This window comes from Pseudonocardia abyssalis, from assembly GCF_019263705.2.
Taxonomy (GTDB): Bacteria; Actinomycetota; Actinomycetes; order Mycobacteriales; family Pseudonocardiaceae; genus Pseudonocardia; species Pseudonocardia abyssalis.
The window spans coordinates 3,614,056-3,634,642 of the sequence record NZ_JADQDK010000001.1; the positions used below are offsets into that span (position 1 = coordinate 3,614,056).

Consider the following 20,587-nt stretch of genomic DNA (forward strand, 5'->3'; position numbering starts at 1 on the left):
ATCGGTGGGAACACTACCCAGCGGGGGCGCGGTGGGCCGGGACCGGACCCGGACTCGAAACGGACGAAAGACCTGATCAGCGCACTACGCGCGGAACGGTCAGAGACCGTCGCCCGCCAGGAACAGCTGGGTGCCCTCGGTCCGGGTCGACACGGTGACGTCGACGTCGCCCGCCCCCAGCCACACCGACGATCCCCGCTTGATCGCCAGCTCCGCGCCACCGCAGCGGACCGCCGCCGCGCCGGACGTGCAGAGCAGGATGCGCGGACCCTCACCGGGGACGTGGACCTCGCCGGGCCCGCCCTGCCACCGACGGAGCCGGAACTCGGTGGCGGGGGTGTCGTAGCGGCACCACCCGCCGTCACGGGTGCCGTGCAGGACGGGGGCCGCGGGCGCGGTGAAGTCGAGCACGCGCAGCAGCTCAGGGACGTCGACGTGCTTGGGGGTGAGTCCCCCGCGCAGCACGTTGTCGGAGTTGGCCATCAGCTCGACGGCGGCCCCGGCGAGGTAGGCGTGCAGGTTGCCGGCGGGCAGGTAGAGGGCCTCGCCGGGCGCGAGGGTGACGCGTTGGAGCAGCAGCGCGGCGAGCACGCCCGCGTCGCCGGGGTAGCGCTCGGACAGCTCCAGGACCGTGCGGGCCTCGGTGCTGAACTCGTGCGACGCACCGGCGAGCCGTACGCAGCCCTCCTGCAGTGCGGGGACGAGTACGTCGAGCGAGGACTGCGGCAGCGTGATCCAGGTCGTGAACAGGGCGCGCAGGCCGTGGTGGTCGGGCTGGGCGACCAGCAGCTCGGTGTGCGCGGCGAGTGCGGGCACGTCGAGGGCGCGGAGCAGTGCAACGGTGGCCGCCGGCTCCCGGAACCCGACGAGCGCGTGGAACTCGGTGAGCGCGCAGACCAGCTCGGGCTTGTGGTTGGCGTCGCGGTAGTTGCGGTCGGGGGCGTCGACGGGCAGGCCGCGGGCGTCCTCGCGGGCGAACCCCTCGGCCGCCTGCTCGGCGCTCGGGTGCGCCTGCAGCGACAGCGGTTCGTCGGCGGCGAGCACCTTGAACAGGAACGGCAGCCGCGCGTGCCACCGGTCGGAGCGGGCCGCCCCGAGGCGCCCGCCCGGGTCGGCGGTGATCGCGTCGAGCAGCGACGTACGGGTGCCGTCGGCGCAGACCAGGTGCGACGGTGCGCCGGGGTGCGCCCCCAGCCACAGCTCGGCCTGCGGGTGCGGCGACGGCACCTCCTGCCCCAGGAGGTCGGCGATGACGGTGCGCGATCCCCACGAGTAGGGCCGCACCGGGTTCTCCAGCAGCTCCACGGTGGTCGGGTACTCCTGTCGGTCAGGCGGGGGCGATGGTGCGGGTGGCCAGCCCGAGGTAGACCGCGGCGACGTCGACGCGCGACGCCAGCAGCGCAGCCCGCAGCAGTGCGGAGTGCGGTGTGCCCCTGGCGACCTCGTCGACGGGGTGCAGCAGGTCGCCGTCCGGCAGCGTGCGGCCGGTGCGACGCAGCACCGCCTGACCGGGATCGTCCTCCCCCGTGGCCACGAGCACCAGCCTGGGCGGCAACGCCTCGTTCCCGGGTTCCGGATCGTCGAACGGGTCGTGGAAGACGTCGCGCTCGACGCCCGCGCGGTCCAGCGCGGCGAGCAGCCCGGTGGCCGCGACGCCCTCGGCGACGTCCCCGGAGTGCGCGACGACCCCCGCGTGGGTGGCCAGCGACGCCGCGGCGTGCCGGGCGACGGCGGCGCCCAGCGGGTCGGTGCCCCACAGCAGGGGCGTGCGCTCGGCGAGGCGCAGCGCGAGGGACTTGGCCGGGTTCATGAACGGCTCGTGGCCGGGCTGGTTGCGCTCGGCCTCGCCGTCGAGGAGGTCGGCGAGGACGTCCATCGCGGGGTCCAGCGGCGCGGTGAGCAGCCCGAGCGCGCGCAGCACGGCGAGCCCGGCGGTGAGCGCGCGCGGCAGGTCCAGGCCCGGCGGCACCGGGATCCGCGGCTCCACCAGCCGTACCCGGCCCGCCCCGGCGGACGCGACGGGCCCGTCGGCGGGGGCGGAGAGCACGACCTCGGCCCCTCGGCGGACGGACCGGGCGACGGAGTCGGCGAGGTCGACGTCGGTGGGATCGTCGGTGTGGGCGACCACGACGTCGAGCGGGCCGATCCAGCTCGGCACCGACTCCGCCACCACGACGGGCACCGGGCAGGCCGGCCCGAGCAGCGCCGCCAGCAGCGCCGACGAGGACGTGGACGCCCCCGGCCTGCGGACCAGCACGAGCGCGCGCGGCCGCGTGCCGCCGAGGTCGGCCACCCCGGACTCCTGCGCCCCGTGGGCGGCGGAGCGCACCTGGGCGCCCGCGGTCGCCGCGGAGCGCAGCACACCGCGGGTGTCGAGGGCGGCCAGCGCGCGGGGGTCGGCCAGCAGCGTGTCGTCGAGCACTAGTCCGCTTCCCCGGCCGGGACCGGCGGGGTCGCCTCCTCGAGCAACAGGACGGGGATGCCGTCGACGACGGGGTAGCCGCGGCCGCACGCCGTGCACGTCAGCACGTCGGCCTGCGAGTCGGCGGGCGTGCCCGGGCGCAGCGGCGCGTGGTCGTCGGACGGGCAGGCGAGGACGTCCATCAGCTGGGGGTCGAGCCGGACGGTCACGGTGTTCCTCCTGAGGGTGGTCTGGTCGACTCTGCCAGTGCGCGGCGGCGGGCGCCGGATCCGTCCGGGTGCCTCGTTCCCTCACCGCGCGTGGCGGAGGTCTACGCCCGGACGATCGCCAGCACCTCGTCGCGCAACCGGGCGACCGCCGTCGCGTCGGCCGCTTCGACGTTGAGCCGCAGCAGCGGCTCGGTGTTGGACGGGCGCAGGTTGAACCAGGACCGGTCCGGCAGGCTGACGGTGAGGCCGTCGAGCTCGTCGAACTCGGCGTCGGCGTAGGCCGAGCGGACGGCCGCGATCCGCCCGGGGACGTCGAGGACCGTGGAGTTGACCTCGCCGGACGCCGCGTAGCGCTCGTAGGCGCGCATCAGGTCCGACGCGGTGCCACCCGACTCACCGAGTGCGGCGAGCACGTGCAGGGCCGCGAGCATCCCGGAGTCGGCTCCCCAGAAGTCGCGGAAGTAGTAGTGCGCGGAGTGCTCGCCGCCGAACACCGCACCGGTCTCGGCCATCGTCTGCTTGATGAAGGAGTGCCCGACGCGGGTGCGGACCGCCGTGCCGCCGTGCTCGGCCACGATCTCGGGCACGGCGAGCGAGGTGATGAGGTTGTGGATGACCGTGCTGCCCGGGTGCACGGCGAGCGCCCGCACCGCCACCAGCGCGGTGATCGCGCTCGGGCTCACCGGCTCGCCCCGCTCGTCGACGACGAAGCAGCGGTCGGCGTCGCCGTCGAAGGCCAGGCCCAGGTCGGCCCCCTCGGCGACGACGGCCTTCTGCAGGTCGACGAGGTTGGCCGGCTCCAGCGGGTTGGCCTCGTGGTTCGGGAAGTTCCCGTCGAGCTCGAAGTAGAGCGGGACGACGTCGATCGGGCCGCCCAGGACGGCGGGCACGGTGTGCCCGCCCATCCCGTTGCCGGCGTCGACGACGACCCGCAGCGGCCGGCTCCCCGAGAGGTCGACGAGCTCGCGCAGGTACGCGGCGTAGTCGGCGAGGACGTCCCGGTGGCTCTCGGTTCCGCCGCCCGGCCCGTCCGGCACGCCCTGCTCGACGGCCTCGCGGATCGCGGAGAGCCCGGTGTCCTGCCCGATCGGCGTGGCGCCCGCCCGGCACAGCTTGATGCCGTTGTACTTCGCCGGGTTGTGGCTGGCGGTGAACATCGCGCCGGGCAGCCCGAGGCGGCCGGAGGCGAAGTAGAGCTGGTCGGTGCTGGCCAGACCGATGTGGACGACGTCGAGCCCCTGGTCGGTGACGCCCGCGGCGAAGGCGGCGGCGAGCCCCGGCGACGAGTCGCGCATGTCGTGGCCGATCACGACGGCCGTGGCCGCGGCGTCCTCGGAGCGCAGCAGCCGGGCCAGTGCGGCGCCGATCGAGCGGACCGTCGGCTCGTCGATGCCCTCGCCGACCACGCCACGGATGTCGTAGGCCTTGATGACGGCGGAGAGGTCGCTCATGGGGAAGACCCTATCGACGGCCATCCGGAGCCCGACGGGCCGTCGGTGCTCGGCCCGTCAGTGTTCGGCCGGGCCCGGCAGCACGCGCAGGTGCCCGCGACGGCCGGTGCCCGTGGCCGGGGCGGCCTCGACGTGCCGGTCGGCGCGGCCCGCCTCGCGCACGGCCTCGGCGAGGGCCGTCAGGTCGTCGCTGGAGTGCTGCGGCGGGGCGAACTCGCCCTCGAACCGCACGACCTCCCAGCCCCGGGGGGCGGTGAGGCGGTGGGCGTGCCGGTCGCACAGGTCGTAGGAGTGCGGCTCGGCCTGGGTGGCGAGCGGACCGACGACGGCCGTGGAGTCGGCATAGACGTACGTGAGAGTGGCCACCGCGAGCTCGGTGCACCCGGTCCGCGAACACCGCCGCACACTCAGCACGTCGACGACGATAGCGCGTGCCCGGCGCCGCACCCCGTTCCGACGCGCGGGCGCGCTGCGCGCGTCCGGGCGCCACCGCGTTCTAGGATTCTCCGATGACCACCGCGCGACGCACGCTGCGCCGGTCCCCGAGACGTCGGGACCGGAGGGGCCGAGGCCTGCGCGGGATGCTCTACCCCACCACCACGCCGGTCGCGCGCACCCGCGCGGAGAGGTTCGACGCGCTGGTGCTGGAGGCGCTGGAGCCGATCGAGCTGCGCTGGGGGTCCGAGCTGACCGACCTCGACCTCGCCGTCGACGACGTGCCGGAGGTCGACCGCACCTCGCCGGACGAGGTGAGCTGGGCCGCAGGCACGCTCGCCGACGCCGGCGTCCCGCTCGCGCAGCTGGTGCCGGCGGGGGTGGATCCGGACGGGATGCCCTCACGCGCCCGGATCGTGGTCTACCGCAGGCCGCTCGAGGCCCGCGCCAAGGGCGGGGCCGAGCTGGCCGACCTGCTGCACGAGGTGCTCGTGGAGCAGGTGGCGGAGTACCTCAACATCGAGCCCGACGCCGTGGACGGCGGGGCTCCGTAGCAGCCCGAGGGCTCAGATGACGGCGCCGAGCTCGCCGCGGCGCAGCCGGCGGCGCTCCCGCTCGGACAGTCCGCCCCAGATGCCGAAGCGCTCGTCGTGGGCGAGCGCGTAGTCCAGGCACTCGGCACGCACGTCGCAGCCGCCGCAGATGCGCTTGGCCTCGCGGGTGGAGCCGCCCTTCTCGGGGAAGAAGGCCTCGGGGTCGGTCTGGGCGCACAGCGCCCGTTCCTGCCAGTCGGGCTCCTCCTCGCCCCCACCGTCGATGACGGTGAAGGGCCCGGAGAGGCGATCGGGGAGCAGACCCACGATCCCGGTACCGGACTCGAAAGGTCCCTCGTTCAGGACTCCTGCAACGATGTTCACTCGCCCACCTCCCCGCAACCCCTGGCGTGATCCACGTGCCCCTGCGAATCACAGCGATGTAAGTACATCGGTGTGGGTCGGGGGTTGGCAAGCTGAAGCTGCCATCCGGGTGACGCGGTCCACCCCATCGGTCCCCCGTTCAGCACAATGGACGGATGCGTGGTGTGTCGAATCGGGTCAGTCCGTGGTTCCTGGTGCTGGTGTTGGTTGCTGTGAGTGGTTCGGTACTCACCACTCTGGGTACTCCAGTCGCGTTGACGGCCGGTGTCGTCCTGCTCGTGCTGGGCGGGTGGGCGGTGTCGCTGTGCCTGCACGAGTTCGGGCACGCCTACGTCGCCTACCGCAGCGGCGACCTCTCGGTCCGCGACAAGGGCTACCTCACGCTCGACATCCGGCGCTACACCGATCCGGTGCTGTCCTTCGGCCTGCCGGTCGTGTTCCTGCTCCTCGGCGGGATCCCGCTGCCCGGCGGCGCGGTGTGGATCAACCACGGGGCGATCCGCTCCCGGGGGGCGCGGAGCCTCGTCTCACTGGCCGGCCCCGCCACGAACCTGGTGCTCGGGGCGGTCCTGACGGTGCTGGTGGCCACCGTCGCGATGCCCGGCGGACTCGCGATCGGGCTGTCCTGCCTCGCGCTGATCCAGGTGCTCGCGTTCGTGCTGAACATCCTCCCGGTGCCCGGCCTCGACGGGTTCGGCGTGCTGGAGCCCTACCTCTCGATGCCGGCACGGCGGCTCGCCGCACGGGTACGTCCGTGGGCCCCGCTGGTGCTGTTCGTCCTGCTCATCGGCGTCCCCGGGGTGTCGGCGGTGTTCTTCGACCTCGCCTACACCGTCTTCGACGCCGTCGGCGGCAGCGGCCGGCTCGCCTCACTGGGGTACGGCGAGCTGCTGTTCTGGCGGTGACGTGCCGATCGCCGCTACGTGCGGACGGGGGCGGTCAGCCGGTGACGGGCCGCCGCCACCATCGCGGCGACGGTCGGGCTGTCGTCGGGCAGGGCGTCGACCGGCCACCACCGCAGGTCGTCGGACTCGTCGCTGATCGTCTCCACCGCACCGGCCGGGGCGCGCACCAGGAACCGGACGTCGAGGTGGTGGGTGGGCACGCCGAGCGAGCAGGTGATCGGGTGGACGTCGACGTGCAGCGGCACCGGGTCGATCGTCAGGTCGTCGATCCCGGACTCCTCCCGCGCCTCGCGCAGCGCGGCGGCGACGAGGGAGTCGTCGCCGGGCTCGCAGTGCCCGCCCAGCTGGATCCACTTCCCGACGCGCGGGTGCAGCGTGAGCAGGGTGTGCGTGCCCGCGGCGTCGAGCAGCAGCGCCGACGCCGTGAGGTGCCCGGGCTCGCAGGACCGCTCGCACGCGTCGGGGCGGGCGGCCAGGAACGCCAGCAGGGCGTGCTTGAGGCCGCGCTGGTCGGAGCTGTCCGGCTCCCACCCCCGCAGCTCCGCCGTCGCCATCGCCGCGGCTACCACTCGATCAGCTCCCCGTCGCGCGGCGACCTCGGCGCGATCGGCTCCACCGGGTGCCCCACGGCGATCGCGCCGAGCGGCTGCCAGTCGGGCGGGAGGTCGAGGACCGTGCGCACGACGTCGGCGGCGAAGATCGTGGACCCGACCCAGCAGGACGCCAGCCCCTCCGCGGCCAGCGCGACGAGCAGCGACTGCACCGCCGCCCCGCCCGCGACGGTGAACATCGTGCGCTCGCCGAGGCGCCGGGCGTCGTCGGGGTAGGTGTGCATGCCGTCGCCGGTGCGGAAGGCGAGGACGAGCTCGGGGGCGCGGCGCAGCAGGTCGCCGCGGGCCATCCGCCGCGACACCTCCTCCGCCGGGCGCCCGTCGGCGACGAGGTGCTCCTGCCAGCGGGCGGCCATGGCGTCGAGCAGCTCGGCGCGCTTCGCCCGGACGACGCCGAAGCGGAACGGCGTGCTGTGGTGCGGCGCGGGAGCGGTCTGCGCGACGCCGACCGCGCGGCGGACCGCGGCGAGGTCGACGGGCTCGTCGGTGAAGTCGCGGGTGCTGCGCCGAAGCAGGACCGCCTCCGAGCGGCCGCGCGCGATCGCCTCCGCCGTGCCGAGCCAGAACATGTCGTCTCGGACGGGGCGGACGAGGTCACGGGCGGTCGTCCCGTCGTCGACGGGCACGAGGCCGCGCACGACCGCGACCGGCACGCCGCCGAGCTTGCCCTTGACGAGGTCTGCGGCCGCGGCCAGCTCGTCGGCCATCGCGACCTGCGTGACGAGCAGCTCGTTGCCCTGGTCGTCGCTCTGCCCGTCGTAGCCGTGCAGCACCGCGATCCCGGCGGACCCGATCGCGATGTCGGTCTGCCCGATCCGCCACGAGCGGCCCAGTGTGTCGGTGACGACCACCGCGACGTCGACGCCGAGGTGGTCGCGCAGCTCCGAGCGCAGCCGCGACGCGCTGGCGTCGGGGTCGGCGGGGAGCAGCGCGAGCTCGTCGCGGCGCACGTTGGACCCGTCGATCCCGGCCGCCGCCTGCACGATCCCCAGCTTGCCGACCACGATCGACGTCGGGCCGCGGCGGGCGACGACCCGCTCCGTCTCGGCGTCGATCAGCTCGCGGCGCAGTGCGTCGCGCTCCGCCGGGTCCGTGGGGGCGGCGACGAGCCTGCCCTCGGTCTTGGAGAACACCTTCGACGTCACGACGACGACGTCGCCGGTCTCGATCCACGGTGCGGCCGCGGCGAGCGCGGCGGCGAGGTCGTCGCCGGGGCGGAACTCGGGCAGCCCGCGCACGGGCCGGACGACGATGTTCTCGAGCGCGGCGTGGTCAGACACCCGCGAGCTCCACCGCGTCGCGCGCCATCTGCGCGGTCGCGTCGGTGTCGGTCATCAGCAGCGGCACCGACCGCACGGCGACGCCGGGCACGTCGGCGGTCTCGCCCGAGTGGATCAGCCAGCCGTCGAGGATCCCGTCTGCGGACCGCGCGCCGTAGTGCCGCCCGACGGCCTCGGCGGTGGTCTCGACGCCGATCGCGGTGAGGCAGCGGTCGGCCATGCCGCGCAGCGGGCGCCCCCCGACGATCGGCGAGACGCCGACGACCTTCGCGGCGGTGGCGCGCAGTGCGTCGCGGGCGCCGGGGACCTCCAGCAGCGCCCCGATGCTCACGACCGGGTTGGACGGCGCCATCAGGACGACGTCGGCGCCGGCGATCGCCTCGCGCGCGGCGGGCAGGATCGTGGCCTCGTCGGCGCCGATGCTCGCGAAGCGGTGCGCGGGCAGTTCGCCCTTGTGCCGGATCCACCACTCCTGGAAGTGGATGGCCTTCTGCGCCTTGGGCCCGTTCGCCGGGTCGTCGACGACGACGTGGGTCTCGACGCGGTCGTCGGTGACGGGCAGCAGCGTGACGCCGGGCTGCCAGCGGTGGCACAGCGCCGTGGTGACGTCGGAGAGCGGGTAGCCCGCGCGCAGCATCCGGGACCGCACCAGGTGCGTCGCGGTGTCCTTGTCGCCGAGCCCGAACCAGTCGGGGTCGGCGCCGTAGGCGGCCAGCTCGTCGCGCACCGACCACGTCTCCCCCGCGTGGCCCCAGCCCCGCTCGGGGTCGATGCCGCCGCCGAGGGTGTACATGCAGGTGTCGAGGTCGGGACAGATCCGCAGCCCGTGCAGCCAGATGTCGTCGCCGACGTTGACGACCGCGGTGATCTCGGCATCGGGGAACGCGGCGCGGACCCCGACGAGGAAACGGGCCCCGCCGACGCCGCCGACCAGCACGGTGACCTTCACGTGTCCGAGCCTACGACGCGCCGGGGCGATGAGCCCGCGGACCCGCCGTGGTCCATGACCCGCCGGGCAGGTTGCGCACCGGCGCGTCGGGGTCGCGGCCCGGATCGACCGGGGTCCCGGCTCCCGCGGTGCGGCCTCCAGCACCACCGGTGCCCCGGCCGGCGCCTCCTGCGGCAGGGCGGCGATCGAGTCCTGCGCGATCGGGTGCGTCGTGCGGGGTCGACGCCCGGATCCTCTACGTCGGGGCGCCGGCGGACAGCGGACGTCCCGGCCCGGCCCGGCCCGGCCCGGACGGATCAGCGGCGGCTGCGGTCCCCCGCGAGGGTGGTGGCGGTGGTCGGTCAGGACGACGAGTCGACCTATCCCTGCGCGTCGCGGACGAGCAGCGCCACCTGCACCCGGTTGTCGAGGTCGAGGTCGCGCAGCAGTCGCGACACGTACGCCTTCACCGTGGCCACGCTCATGTGGAGCTCGCCCGCGATGACCGCGTTCGAGCCACCGCGGGCGACGGCCTCGGCGACCTCCCGCTCGCGCGCGGTCAGGGTGGCGAGCCGGGTGCGGGCGCCGCGGGCCGCGGCGTCGTCGGTGCCCGCGACCATCGCGATCACCGACCGCGTGACGGTCGGCGAGAGCATCGCGTCCCCGTCGGCGGCCGCGCAGACGGCGTCGACGATCCGGGCGGGTGGGGTGTCCTTGAGCAGGAAGCCCGACGCCCCGGCCCGCAGCGCGCGGACCACGTGCTCGTCGGCGTCGAACGTGGTGAGCACGACGACGGCGGGCGCGCCGGGCTCCCGGCGCAGGCGGGTGGTGGCGGCGACGCCGTGGACGCGCGGCATCCGGAGGTCCATCAGCACGACGTCGGGCCGGTGCCGGGCGACGGCGTCGGGCACCTCGTCGCCGTCGGACGCCTCCCCGACGACGCCGATCGTGCGGCCGTCGTCGGTGACGTGGCCGTCGAGCATGAGGGTGAGGCCCGCGCGGACGAGTGCGTCGTCGTCGACGAGCAGGAGGCGGATCACCTCGGCCACGGCATCGTCGCGGTCAGGACGTGGCGGCCCGCGTCGTCGACGGCGTCGCCCAGCTCGCCGCCGGCCAGCGCCACCCGTTCGCGCAGCCCGATCAACCCGGTGCCCGAGCCGCGGTCCGGGCCCGCGAGCCCCGGACCGGACACGACCCGCACCGACAACTCCGCCCCCGGGCGCCCGGCGACCTCCACGTGCACCGGCGCCCCCGCGGCGTGCCGGCGCGCGTTCGTCAGGCCCTCCTGGACGATCCGGTACGCGGTGCGGCCCAGCTGGTCCGGCGGTGCGCCGGGCACGTCGTGGGTGAGCTCGACGGTGACCCCGGCCGTGCGCGACTGCGTCACGAGATCGGGCACGTCGGCCAGCCGCGGCTGCGGGGCGTCGACCCCGGGTTCCTCCTCGCGCAGCACGAGCAGGATCCCGCGCAGGTCGGCCAGCGCGGCCGTGGCGGTCTCGCGGAGCACACCCGCGGTGCGCCGGACGTCGGCGGGCGGCAGGTCACCGCGCAGCTCCAGCGCCCCGGCGTGCACGGACAGCAGCGAGAGCCGGTGGCCGAGCACGTCGTGCATCTCGCGGGCGATCCGGGCGCGCTCCGCGGACCGGGCCCGCTCGGCCCGCTGCGCGAGGTCCGCCTCCGCCCGCTCGGCCCGCTCCCACAGCGACGCCATCAGCTCGCGACGGGCGCCGACGAACAGGCCCCACCCGGCGGCGGCGAGCGTCAGCCCGAGCACGACGCCGGTGACCCAGCGGAACTCGACCGGGTCGGGGACGTCGAACCACAGGTCGACCACCGAGACGACCACGGCGAACGCCGTGACCCAGACGGCCGTGCCGCGGGACCGGTACACCGCCACCGTGTAGACGCCGACCAGTCCGACGAAGCCCGCCAGCGGCGTCCAGGTGCCGAGCAGGAGCGTGGCGACGGCGAACAGGACCGGGGCGCGGCGGCGCCGGAAGATCGCGAGGAGCGCGCCGACGGCCAGCACCAGCCCGGTGGCCTCCCAGACGTCGACCCCGCCGGGCAGGACGTCGGTGGACACCCCCAGCATCCCGCCCGCAGCGGTGCACACGAGCGCGGCGACGTCGCCCAGCCGTTCCCGCCGTGGAAGCTCCCGCATCCCCCCAGCGTAGGGGCGCAGCGCATCGACCGAAGTCGATCGTCCGGGCACCATGGTCGGACCCGGCCGCGCCGACCGGCCGTCGCGGCCGCCCACCGTCCTCGCCGGCAGGCCCATCGACGTCACGGACCCGGGTGCCGCACGGTGCAGCAGCGGCTCCGGGCGACGACGTGATCGACGTCCGGACCGGTCCGCCGGCACCGGGAGGTCGACGGCCCGCGCTGGTCACCCCGCGAATCGCGCCGGGCCTGGGCCGGGCACCACCGCGACCTCTGGGCGGGCGAGCTGCGCCGGACACTCACATCGCGCGGTAGTCGCGCGGGGAGAAGCGGGGGCCGAAGCGGGGGCGGCGGAAACCGCTGACCTCGACGTACCGCACCGCGCGCTGGCGCTGGGGCACGTAGGGCGCGAGCACCTCGAGCATCCCGGCGTCGTCGAGCGGGCGGCCGAGGAGTGCCCAGCCGACGACGGTGGGGATGTGGAAGTCGCCGAAGCTGACGGCGTCGGGGTCGCCCCAGACGCGCTGGGCCACCTCCGCGGCGGTCCAGACGCCGATCCCGGGGACCCGGCGCAGCAGTTCGCGTCCGGCCGAGCCGCCCAGCTCGGCCGCGTTCTCCAGCCGGTGCGCGACGGCGGCGCAGGACAGGATCGCGCGGCGCCGGGCCGAGTCGACGCCCGCACGGTGCCACTCCCAGTCGGGCACGGCTCGGATCCGGTCCGGGGTGGGCGGTACGCGCATGCCGGGCGGGGTCGGCCCGGGCGGGTCGTCGCCGAAACGGCGGCACAGCTCGCGCCACGACCGCCGGGCCTCCGTGCCGGTGACCTTCTGCTCCAGGATCGCCGGCACCAGCTGGTCCCACACCCGCCGCGAGCTGCCGAAACGCAGGCCGGGATGCCGCCGGTGGGCGTCGGCGACGAGCGGGTGGTGGGCCACGAACTCCTCGGGCCGGTCGTCCGCACCGAGGAGCGCGGGCAGCCCGTCGAGCGACCACTGCGCCCCCGCACCCCACGCCCTGGCCAGCACCGAGCCGTCGGCGCGGCGGCGCAGCAGCGTCGTCACGGGGCCGTCGGGGGTGGTGCCGACCAGCCAGACCCCGTCGTCGTTGCGCTGCCAGGTCGGGTCGCCCGCGCCGCGGCGCAGCGGGGCGAGGACCCCGACGAGGTCGACGGTGAACTCCGGCGTCCACTCGCGGCGCAGCGGAGGGGCGGCGGCGTCAGGCATCCGGGGAGAAGCGGATGCCGCGCACCTGCGCGTCGGGCCACACCCGGGCCCCGCCGCGCAGCTCGCACCCGCTGCCGACGACCGCGCGGTCGCCGATCACGGTGTCGACGACGACCGCCCCGTCCTCCACGACGGCCCCCGCCCCCACGACGGAGTGCTCGACGACGGCCCCGGCCCCGACCACCGCCCCGTCGAACAACATCGCGCCCTCCACCGACGCGCCGGCGCCGACGCGCGCGCCGCGCCCGACCGTCGAGCCGCCGAACACCTTCGCCGACGGGTCGACCTGCGCGCCGTCGAGGATCATCGCGTCGCCGGTCGGCCCGGGCAGGGCGTCGGACGGGGCGAGGCCGCGGACCAGGTCGGCCGATCCGTGCACCAGGTCGGCGGGCGTGCCCATGTCGCGCCAGTACGCGGAGTCGACGTGCCCGGAGACGCGGCGCCCCTCGGCCAGCAGCCCGGGGAACGTCTCGCGCTCCACCGACACCGCCCGGCCCGCCGGGATCGAGTCGATCACCGAGCGGCGGAAGACGTAGCACCCGGCGTTGATCTGGTCGGTCGGCGGATCCGGGGTCTTCTCGAGGAACGCGGTGACGCGCCCGTCGGCGTCGGTGGGGACGCAGCCGAACGCGCGGGGATCGGGCACCCGCACCAGGTGCAGCGTGACGTCGGCCTGCGTGCGGCGGTGGGTGTCGACGACGGCGGTGAGGTCGGTGCCCGCGAGGACGTCGCCGTTGAACACGAGCACGTGCTCGGCGCTCAGGTGCGCGGCGACGTTGCGGATACCGCCGCCGGTGCCCAGGGGCTCGTCCTCCACGACGTAGGTCAGCTTCAGGTCGAGCGCCGCACCGTCGCCGAAGTGCTCGGAGAAGGTCTCCGCGAGGTAGGAGGTGCCCAGCACGACGTGCCGGACCCCGGCCGCCCGGATGCGCGAGAGCAGGTGCGCGAGGAACGGGACCCCGGCCGTGGGCAGCATCGGCTTGGGTGCGGACAGGGTGAGCGGGCGCAACCGGGTGCCCTTGCCACCCACCAGCACCACGGCCTCGACGTCATCCATTGCGAAACTCCCTCGCGTAGCGGCGCAGGCCGCGGTCGACGGTCTCCAGCATGCCGGTCGCCGGCCCGGCCCCGACCACGACCTCCGCCGCGGGCACGTGCACGGCCAGCCAGCCCGCGCGGCCCAGCCGGGCCCCGAGGTCGACGGCGTCGACCGGGCCGAGGTGCCGCGCGTCGAACCCGTCGACGGACTCCCAGGCCGCACGGCGCACCAGCAGGCACTCCCCCGCCACCCAGCCGACCGGTGCGGCGTGCCGCGGTGCTCCGACCGGGACGCACCGTCGTCGCAGGTCACGGGGGGTCGGGAGGTCGCCCGCCGACGGCCGGACGGCCCCGTCGGGACTGCGCAGGCGCGGCCCGAGCACCCCGGCCCGCGGGAAGCGGGCCGCCGCGGCACGCAGCGCGTCCACGGATCCGGGGCAGAGCTCCGCGCGCGGATCGGCCACCAGGACCCAGTCGACGCCGGGCGCCAGTGCGACCACCCCGCGGTTGACGGCGGCGGCGCGCGCCAACCGCTCCCCGACGACGACCACCCGCGCTCCCGGCACCCGCCCGGGGCCCTCGGACACGACCACCAGCGGCGCGTCCGGGCAGGTGGCGAGGAACCGCTCGCCGGGCACCGCCCACGTCACGATCCCGAGCTGCACGCGGCCACCCTATGCGGACCGGGCCGCCCCGGCCCCGCGCACCGTGCGACGGTTCGCGCACCGCCGGACGTACGCGGAACGCCGTCAGGTGCGCGGGACGGATGCGCGGCGACGGGCGTACGGACCGACCGGTGGGGACGGCGAGCCGGGCGCGTCAGTCGTCGGCCGGGTCGATGCCGTCGAGCTCGGCCAGGGTCTCGGCGGCGACCCGGTCGCCGCCGTCGGCGGCCACCTGCAGGAACTCGCGGGCGTCGTCGGGGCGGCCGACGTCGAGAAGGAAGCGGCCCATCGTCCACGCCCAGCCCGGCTCGTTGTGCCGGCGCGCCTCGAAGAACTCCCCCTGGGCCCCGAGGACGTCACCGCGCTCGGTGAGCAGGAACTGCCCGTACGCGGTGTGCGCGCGGATCGCGCCGAGCTCGCCGGCCTGCCGGAAGAGCCCGTCGGCCTCCTCGATGCGGGACTGCGCGAAGCGCACCTCGGCGAGCGCGAGCACCGTGTCGGGACGGGCCGGGTCGACGTAGCGCTCGGCGGCGTCGGCGGCGGCGGGCAGGTCGCCGTCCTCCAGGTGCAGTGCCACGAGGTTGGCCGGGGCGAGCGGGTCGCCCTGCTCCGCGGCCCTGGCCAGCACCAGGATCCCCTCGGCGACCCGGCCCTCGTCCCGCAGCAGGATGCCGAGGTCGTTGGCCGCCCCCAGCTCGCCCGACGACACGGCCAGCCGCAGCACGTCCTCGGCCCGCACCCGGTCACCGAGCTCGCTCAGCGCCACCCCGAGGCGTCCCGCGAACCGGACGTGACCCTGCTCGACCAGCGGGGTCAACCACTCGACGGCGGCGTGCCAGTCACCGCTGTCGAGGTAGGCGCGGACCAGCAGGTCCGGGGCCGTCCGCTCCCCCGACGCGACGGCCTGCCGGAGCACCTCGACGGCCTCCAGGGGACGGCCGGACTCCAGCAGGGCCGCACCCTCCGCGGCGAGGGGTTCGACCGGAAGCGACGTCATGGAACCTCCTCGGTGGAGTGACCCATGCTGTCAGCCCGATCCCATTTCGTCACCCTCTGTAGGTAGCGATCACTCTCCGATACGCCATTCGGCGCAGTGACTCGGGCACCAACCGGTACCCGCCGCGTACGACAACATTGCGCGCGAACTGCCCGCGCGTGGTGAATCCCAGCTCCCGGAACCGCCGCTGCACGGCCAGTTCCGCGCGCAGCTGGCCCAGCCCGCCGCGGCGCGCGTAGGCCCCCGAGCCGACCCGGTACTTCACCAGCGGCTCGGCCACGTTCGCCACCCGCGCCCCCGCGACGAGCATCTTCGCCCAGAGCAGGTAGTCCTCCATCAGCGCGAAGTCGCTGTAGCCGCCGACGGCGCGGACGAGGTCGCGGCGGTAGACGACGGTGGGGTGGTTGAACGGGTCGGCGAAGCGCGCGCGGACCGCGATGTCGTGCGCGTCGACCGGCGGCGTGCGAGTGCCGACGATCTCGTCGGGATCGTCGCCGAACTCCTGCAGACCCGACCCGACCAGGTCGACCCCCGACTCGATGATCGGCAACTGCACCGCGAACCGGTGCGGGAACGAGATGTCGTCGGCGTCCATCCGCGCGACGACGTCGTGGCGGCAGGCGTCCAGCCCGGCGTCCAGCGCCGGACCCAGTCCGACGTTCTCCGCACCCTCCAGCACGTCGACGGGGACCGGGCTCGACGCCACCAGCCCGGCGATCGTCGCCGCCAGCGGCGCCGGCACCGGGCCGTCACGCACGATCACGACGTGGTCGGGTCGGCGGGTCTGCCCCTCGACGCTGGACCGGAACGCCGTCGTGAGGAAGTCGGCCCGGTCCCCGGCCCAGACCGGCAACAACAGCGAGAACTGCTCGGGCAACTCCGGGTCCTCCGCCTCTTCTCCGCGCGGTCACGTTCCGTATCGGGGCGCAGCGCGACGACGGTCACCCGCGACACGCGGGCAGCCTCCCGCGAGGCCGCGCCCGATGCTGCACCCTAGAAGGCCGGACACACCGGTCACGCCGTCGGGGATGGAGTGAGGTGGAGCATGGACCCGCGCAATGCCGCTGCACTGCCCGAACCACCCTGGCTGGCGCGCGCCACCCGCGAGCGCGACGCCCGCGTCGGTGCCACCCGGGTCGCCGCCTCCACCCGGACCGCCTCCCCCACGCGAGGTGGATCGTCGCGCACGAGCGCGGGCCGGCCCGCGGCGGGGTCGTCCCCGGGATCCTCACGGAGGTCCGACCCCTGGGCGCCCGCGCCGCGCACCCCCTCGACGCCGCCCGCCGGCTCGTCCGCCGCACGGCGCAGGCCGGCCCGTACCCCGGCGCCGCCACCCGCACCCGGCCGGCTCCTGCGGCGGCTGCGGACCGCCACCGTCGTCGCCTCGGTGCTCGTCCTCACCGTCACCGGCACGGCGTGGGGGCTCTACCGCGACATCACCGCCGGCATCGTCACCACCGACGTCATCTCCGGCGGCGGGAACGGCGGCGACCAGAACATCCTGCTGGTCGGCGTCGACAGCCGCACCGACGCCCAGGGCAACCCGCTGCCCGAGGAGATCCTGCGCGAGCTCAACAGCGGCGCCGACACCGGCGTCCTGAACTCCGACACGATCATGATGCTGCACATCCCGGAGGACGGCGGGGCCGCCGCGGCGTTCTCCATCCCGCGCGACGCGTACGTCGACATCCCCGGGTACCGCACCGACAAGATCAACGCCGCCTACCCGGCGGTCAAGGCCCTCACCGCCGAGCGGCTGGTCGCCGACGGGATCCGCAACTCCGCCCAGATCGAGGCCGAGGCCGCCCGGGCCGGGCGCAGCGCGCTCATCGGGGCCGTCGAACGGCTGACCGGCCAGCAGATCGACCACTACGCGGAGCTCAACCTCGTCGGCTTCTACAACCTCACCCGCGCGATCGGCGGCGTCGACGTCTGCCTGACCGCCCCCGTCGACGACGTGCTCTCCGGCGCCCGCTTCGCCGCGGGGCCGCAGACGATCTCCGGCCGCGACGCGCTCGCGTTCGTCCGCCAGCGCCACGGCCTGCCCGACGGCGACCTGTCCCGGATCCGGCGCCAGCAGGTGTTCCTCGCCGCCGTCGCCGACAAGGTGCTCTCCGCGGGCACCCTGACCGACCCCACCGCCCTCGGGTCCCTGATCGAGGTCGTCCAGCAGTCCGTGGTCCTCGACGAGGGCTGGGACCTCCTCGCGTTCGCCCAGCAGGCCTCCGACATCGCCGCGGGCAACCTCGAGTTCGTGACGATCCCGACCTCCGGGCCGGAGCGAAACGACCGCGGTGACGTGGTCCTCGTCGACCCCGACGTCGTGCAGGGCTTCATCGAGGAGCGGATCGAGGCGCAGCGGATCGCGGCCGACGCCGCCGCCGAGGTGCGCCGGGCCGAGCCCCCGCCGCCCGTCACCGTCATCGCGTCGCGCTACATCGTCAACGTCCGCAACGGCTCGGAGGCGGGCGGCCTGGCCGGGGACGCGCGCACCTACCTGACCGGCCTCGGCTTCACCGGCGGCACCGTCGACAACACCGAGCCCGCCGAGTCGAGCGTCGTGCGCTACTCCGGCGCCGACGGGGAGGCGGCGCGGTCGGTGGCCGACCAGCTCGGCGGCATCGACACCGCGCGCGACGACACCGTCCCCCAGGGCCACCTCCTCGTGGTGCTCGGCGGCGACTTCGACCCGTCTGTGCTGCCCGCACCGGCCCCGGTCGTCGACGCGGCAGCGCCGCCCCCTCCGGTGGCCGCCCCGATCACCGCGGCCGGGGTGCCCTGCATCGACTGAGCCGACCCGGGAGACTGTCGTCCGTGTCCCTCACCGATGCCCTCCTGGACCGCTCGTCCGCCCGCCCGCTGATCACGTTCTACGACGACGCCACCGGCGAGCGGATCGAGCTCTCCGGGGTGACGACGGCGAACTGGGCCGCCAAGACCGCGAACCTGCTGCGCGACGAGTGCGATGTGGAACCGGGCACGACCGTCGCCGTCCTGCTGCCCGCGCACTGGCAGACCGCCGCGGTACTCCTCGGCGCGTGGTGGTGCGGGGCGCAGATCGTGGGCGAACCGGTCGGCGCCGATCTCGTGCTGTGCGACCGCGAGCGCCTCGACCTCGCCCTCTCCGCCGCCCCGCCCCTGGGCGTCGTGGCCCTGTCGCTGCACGCCTTCGGCGCCGGCATCGACGGCCTGCCCGCCGGCGTCGTCGACTACGCCACCGAGGTGCGCCTGCACGGCGACGACTTCGTGCCGTGGGAGCCGGTGCCCGACTCCGCCCCCGCCCTCGACGGCCTCCCGGTCGAGCGGGTGCGCGACTCTGCGCGCAGCCGGGCCGCGGCACTGGGCCTGTCGGGCTCCGACCGGGTGCTCTCGACCTTGGACTGGTCCTCCCCCGGCGGCCTCTCCGACGGCCTGCTCGCCGTCCTCGCCGCAGGGGCGTCGCTGGTCCAGGTCCGCAACGCCGACGACGCCGCCCTGACGCGCCGCGCCGAGTCCGAGCGCACGACCATCCGCCTGGGCTGATCCCGTCACGCGGCCCGGTGGTCGTGGACCGCGGTGCGGTGGCGGCGCCCGGTCGGAGTGGTCCACTGCATCGACCGGTCCGGGTGCAGGGCCACCTGCCGGCCGGGTTGCTCCTTCCGGTCGTGGTGGGCGGTGCACAGCGCAACGACGTTGGCCTCCGACGTGGTCCCGTCCTCCTGCCCGGCGACGACGTGGTCGAGCTCGCAGGTCGCCGCAGCCCGGCGGCAGCCCGGGCCCGGCAGGTGACGTCCCGCGCCCGAACGACGTCGGCCAGAGCAGCCGGTGTCCGGTAGGTGGTGCGGCCGGAGTCGAGGATCGCCCCGGACAGCGGGTCGGTGACCAGGCCCACCCAGACCGCGTCGGCAGCGAGCCAGATGGGCGGGGATCGGGCCGTACCCGGCGATCTCGCAGGGCTCGTCGTCCGCGCCGATCAACGTGCAGTACGGCACCAGGACGGTGATCAGCGGCTTGCCCGGCGTCACCGGCGCCACAACCGTCGGGTCGGCATCGGGATCGCGGACGACCGGCTTCCCGGTCAGCGCGGCCGCGGCGAGATCGGCTCGGCGCTGGTCCGACGTCCGCGGGCCGTCGGCGGACATGCCGCGCGCCAGCCGGGTGAGCCACTCGAACGACGCACTGGTCAGCGCAGCAGCGACCGCGCCATGACCAGGCGCTGCACCTGGTTGGTGCCCTCGTAGATCTGGGTGATCTTCGCATCGCGCATCATCCGCTCCACCGGGAAGTCCTTGGTGTAGCCCGCGCCACCGAGGAGCTGCACGGCGTCCGTCGTCACCGACATGGCGACGTCGGAGGCCAGGCACTTCGCGGCGCTGGAGATGAAGCCCAGGTTCTTCTCGCCCCGCTCGGCGCGCGAGGTCGCGACGTAGACGAGCTGGCGCGCGGACTCCACCTTCATCGCCATGTCGGCGATCATGAACTGGAGACCCTGGAACTCGGCGAGGTGCTTGCCGAACTGCTTGCGCTCCTTGACGTAGGAGATCGCGATGTCGAGCGCGCCCTGCGCGATGCCGACGGCCTGCGCGCCGATCGTCGGGCGGGTGTGGTCGAGCGTCTGCAGCGCGGTCTTGAAGCCCGTGCCGGGCTCGCCGATGATCCGGTCGCCGGGGATCGTGCAGTTCTGGAAGTAGATCTCGCGGGTGGGCGAGCCGTTGATGCCGAGCTTGCGCTCCTTCGGGCCGACCTCGAAGCCCGGGTCGTCCTTGTGCACGACGAACGCGGAGATCCCGTTGGCCTTCTTCTCCGGGTCGGTGACGGCCATGACCGTGTACCAGGAGGACACGCCCGCGTTGGTGATCCAGCACTTGGTGCCGTTGAGCACCCACTCGTCGCCCTGACGGACGGCGCGGGTCTTCATCGCGGCGGCGTCGGAACCGGCCTCGCGCTCCGAGAGCGCATAGCTGATCATCGCCTCGCCGGACGCGATCGACGGGAAGACCTGCTGCTTGAGCTCGTCGGAGGCCGAGAGCAGGATCGGGGTGAGCCCGAGCCCGTTGACGCCGGGGATCAGCGACGAGGACGCGCAGACCCGCGCGACCTCCTCGATGACGATGCAGCCGGCGAGCTCGTCGGCTCCCTCGCCGCCGAACTGCTCGGGGATCGTGATGGCGTGGAAGCCCGCCTTGGTCAGGGCGTCCTGGGCCTCGATCGGGTAGCGGCCCTGCTCGTCGACGTCGGCCGCGTAGGGCTGGATCTCCTTCTCCGCCAGCGTCCGCACGGCGTCGCGGAGGGCCTCGTGCTCGTCGCTGAGCCGGTAGCTGTCGAAGTCGGAGTTCATGCCACGGATCGTAACGGCACTGCGTGCCG

General features: G+C 75.0%; 22 protein-coding genes. 4 read left to right on the forward strand and 18 right to left on the reverse strand.

The annotated features are described in order from the left end of the window. Nucleotides 1–99 precede the first annotated feature (99 nt). From manA to I4I81_RS17530, 5 genes are all read right to left on the reverse strand, one after another. Nucleotides 100–1,305: a mannose-6-phosphate isomerase, class I gene (gene manA / locus I4I81_RS17510; RefSeq protein WP_218603418.1), complete on the reverse strand. Its 1,206-nt coding sequence runs from the start codon at nt 1,303–1,305 to the stop codon at nt 100–102. 22 nt (nt 1,306–1,327) lie between these two features. After that, nucleotides 1,328–2,422 carry an SIS domain-containing protein gene (locus I4I81_RS17515; protein ID WP_218603419.1) on the reverse strand — a complete coding sequence of 365 codons (1,095 nt, stop codon included), beginning with the start codon at nt 2,420–2,422 and terminating at the stop codon, nt 1,328–1,330. Then, nucleotides 2,422–2,631 carry a Trm112 family protein gene (locus I4I81_RS17520; RefSeq protein ID WP_218603420.1) on the reverse strand — a complete coding sequence of 70 codons (210 nt, stop codon included), beginning with the start codon at nt 2,629–2,631 and terminating at the stop codon, nt 2,422–2,424. Before I4I81_RS17520 ends, I4I81_RS17515 begins: the two co-directional genes overlap by 1 nt. 101 nt (nt 2,632–2,732) lie before the next feature. Continuing rightward, nucleotides 2,733–4,082, reverse strand: coding sequence for a phosphomannomutase/phosphoglucomutase (locus I4I81_RS17525; RefSeq protein ID WP_218603421.1), 1,350 nt, complete (start codon nt 4,080–4,082; stop codon nt 2,733–2,735). Nucleotides 4,083–4,139: 57 nt separating this feature from the next. Next, complete coding sequence (locus I4I81_RS17530; protein WP_218603428.1) at nt 4,140–4,487, reverse strand: DUF3499 domain-containing protein; 348 nt, start codon at nt 4,485–4,487, stop codon at nt 4,140–4,142. Nucleotides 4,488–4,591: 104 nt separating this feature from the next. Between I4I81_RS17530 and I4I81_RS17535 the strand changes: the two genes are divergently transcribed. Further along, on the forward strand, nt 4,592–5,071 hold the full coding sequence (locus I4I81_RS17535; RefSeq protein WP_218603422.1) for a metallopeptidase family protein: 480 nt from the start codon (nt 4,592–4,594) through the stop codon (nt 5,069–5,071). A gap of 12 nt (nt 5,072–5,083) precedes the next feature. Here the strand turns inward: I4I81_RS17535 and I4I81_RS17540 are convergent, their stop codons facing one another. Beyond that, a complete protein-coding gene (locus I4I81_RS17540) occupies nt 5,084–5,335 on the reverse strand; it encodes a WhiB family transcriptional regulator (RefSeq protein ID WP_218603429.1) in 252 nt (83 codons plus the stop codon). 254 nt (nt 5,336–5,589) lie between these two features. Between I4I81_RS17540 and I4I81_RS17545 the strand changes: the two genes are divergently transcribed. Further along, nucleotides 5,590–6,339 carry a site-2 protease family protein gene (locus I4I81_RS17545; RefSeq protein ID WP_218603423.1) on the forward strand — a complete coding sequence of 250 codons (750 nt, stop codon included), beginning with the start codon at nt 5,590–5,592 and terminating at the stop codon, nt 6,337–6,339. A 14-nt stretch (nt 6,340–6,353) separates the two neighbouring features. On the opposite strand, the gene I4I81_RS17550 is transcribed toward I4I81_RS17545, so the two are convergent. From I4I81_RS17550 to I4I81_RS17595, 10 genes are all read right to left on the reverse strand, one after another. Next, nucleotides 6,354–6,908, reverse strand: a complete 555-nt coding sequence (locus I4I81_RS17550) for an NUDIX hydrolase (protein WP_226363428.1) — start codon at nt 6,906–6,908, stop codon at nt 6,354–6,356. Beyond that, a complete protein-coding gene (locus I4I81_RS17555) occupies nt 6,902–8,230 on the reverse strand; it encodes a coenzyme F420-0:L-glutamate ligase (protein ID WP_218603424.1) in 1,329 nt (442 codons plus the stop codon). The genes I4I81_RS17550 and I4I81_RS17555 overlap by 7 nt, the downstream gene beginning before the upstream one ends. Continuing rightward, the gene (gene cofD / locus I4I81_RS17560; protein WP_218603425.1) at nt 8,223–9,179 is read right to left on the reverse strand and encodes a 2-phospho-L-lactate transferase; all 957 of its coding nucleotides are present in this window, start codon (nt 9,177–9,179) and stop codon (nt 8,223–8,225) included. The genes I4I81_RS17555 and cofD overlap by 8 nt, the downstream gene beginning before the upstream one ends. Nucleotides 9,180–9,538: 359 nt before the next feature. After that, nucleotides 9,539–10,198, reverse strand: coding sequence for a response regulator (locus I4I81_RS17565; protein WP_308187686.1), 660 nt, complete (start codon nt 10,196–10,198; stop codon nt 9,539–9,541). Continuing rightward, a complete protein-coding gene (locus I4I81_RS17570; protein ID WP_218603427.1) occupies nt 10,195–11,319 on the reverse strand; it encodes a sensor histidine kinase in 1,125 nt (374 codons plus the stop codon). Before I4I81_RS17570 ends, I4I81_RS17565 begins: the two co-directional genes overlap by 4 nt. Nucleotides 11,320–11,617: 298 nt before the next feature. Continuing rightward, nucleotides 11,618–12,541, reverse strand: a complete 924-nt coding sequence (locus I4I81_RS17575; RefSeq protein ID WP_218616189.1) for a DNA-3-methyladenine glycosylase family protein — start codon at nt 12,539–12,541, stop codon at nt 11,618–11,620. Further along, the gene (gene manB, locus I4I81_RS17580; protein ID WP_218616190.1) at nt 12,534–13,598 is read right to left on the reverse strand and encodes a mannose-1-phosphate guanylyltransferase; all 1,065 of its coding nucleotides are present in this window, start codon (nt 13,596–13,598) and stop codon (nt 12,534–12,536) included. The genes I4I81_RS17575 and manB overlap by 8 nt, the downstream gene beginning before the upstream one ends. Next, nucleotides 13,591–14,244 carry a glycosyltransferase family 2 protein gene (locus tag I4I81_RS17585; protein WP_218604190.1) on the reverse strand — a complete coding sequence of 218 codons (654 nt, stop codon included), beginning with the start codon at nt 14,242–14,244 and terminating at the stop codon, nt 13,591–13,593. The genes manB and I4I81_RS17585 overlap by 8 nt, the downstream gene beginning before the upstream one ends. Before the next feature lie 154 nt (nt 14,245–14,398). Continuing rightward, complete coding sequence (locus tag I4I81_RS17590) at nt 14,399–15,241, reverse strand: tetratricopeptide repeat protein (protein WP_218604191.1); 843 nt, start codon at nt 15,239–15,241, stop codon at nt 14,399–14,401. Nucleotides 15,242–15,290: 49 nt separating this feature from the next. Continuing rightward, entirely contained in the window at nt 15,291–16,118 is an 828-nt protein-coding gene (locus I4I81_RS17595; protein WP_218604192.1) for a glycosyltransferase, read from the reverse strand. Nucleotides 16,119–16,286: 168 nt separating this feature from the next. On the opposite strand from I4I81_RS17595, the gene I4I81_RS17600 reads away from it, so the two are divergent. Continuing rightward, nucleotides 16,287–18,032: an LCP family protein gene (locus I4I81_RS17600; RefSeq protein ID WP_218616191.1), complete on the forward strand. Its 1,746-nt coding sequence runs from the start codon at nt 16,287–16,289 to the stop codon at nt 18,030–18,032. Between the two features lie 23 nt (nt 18,033–18,055). Then, nucleotides 18,056–18,763: a TIGR03089 family protein gene (locus I4I81_RS17605; RefSeq protein WP_218604194.1), complete on the forward strand. Its 708-nt coding sequence runs from the start codon at nt 18,056–18,058 to the stop codon at nt 18,761–18,763. 5 nt (nt 18,764–18,768) lie between these two features. Here I4I81_RS17605 and I4I81_RS17610 read toward each other — a convergent pair whose 3' ends face one another. Further along, nucleotides 18,769–19,362: an HNH endonuclease gene (locus I4I81_RS17610; RefSeq protein WP_218604195.1), complete on the reverse strand. Its 594-nt coding sequence runs from the start codon at nt 19,360–19,362 to the stop codon at nt 18,769–18,771. Nucleotides 19,363–19,403: 41 nt separating this feature from the next. Next, complete coding sequence (locus tag I4I81_RS17615) at nt 19,404–20,558, reverse strand: acyl-CoA dehydrogenase family protein (RefSeq protein WP_218604196.1); 1,155 nt, start codon at nt 20,556–20,558, stop codon at nt 19,404–19,406. Between the last annotated feature and the right edge of the window lie 29 nt (nt 20,559–20,587).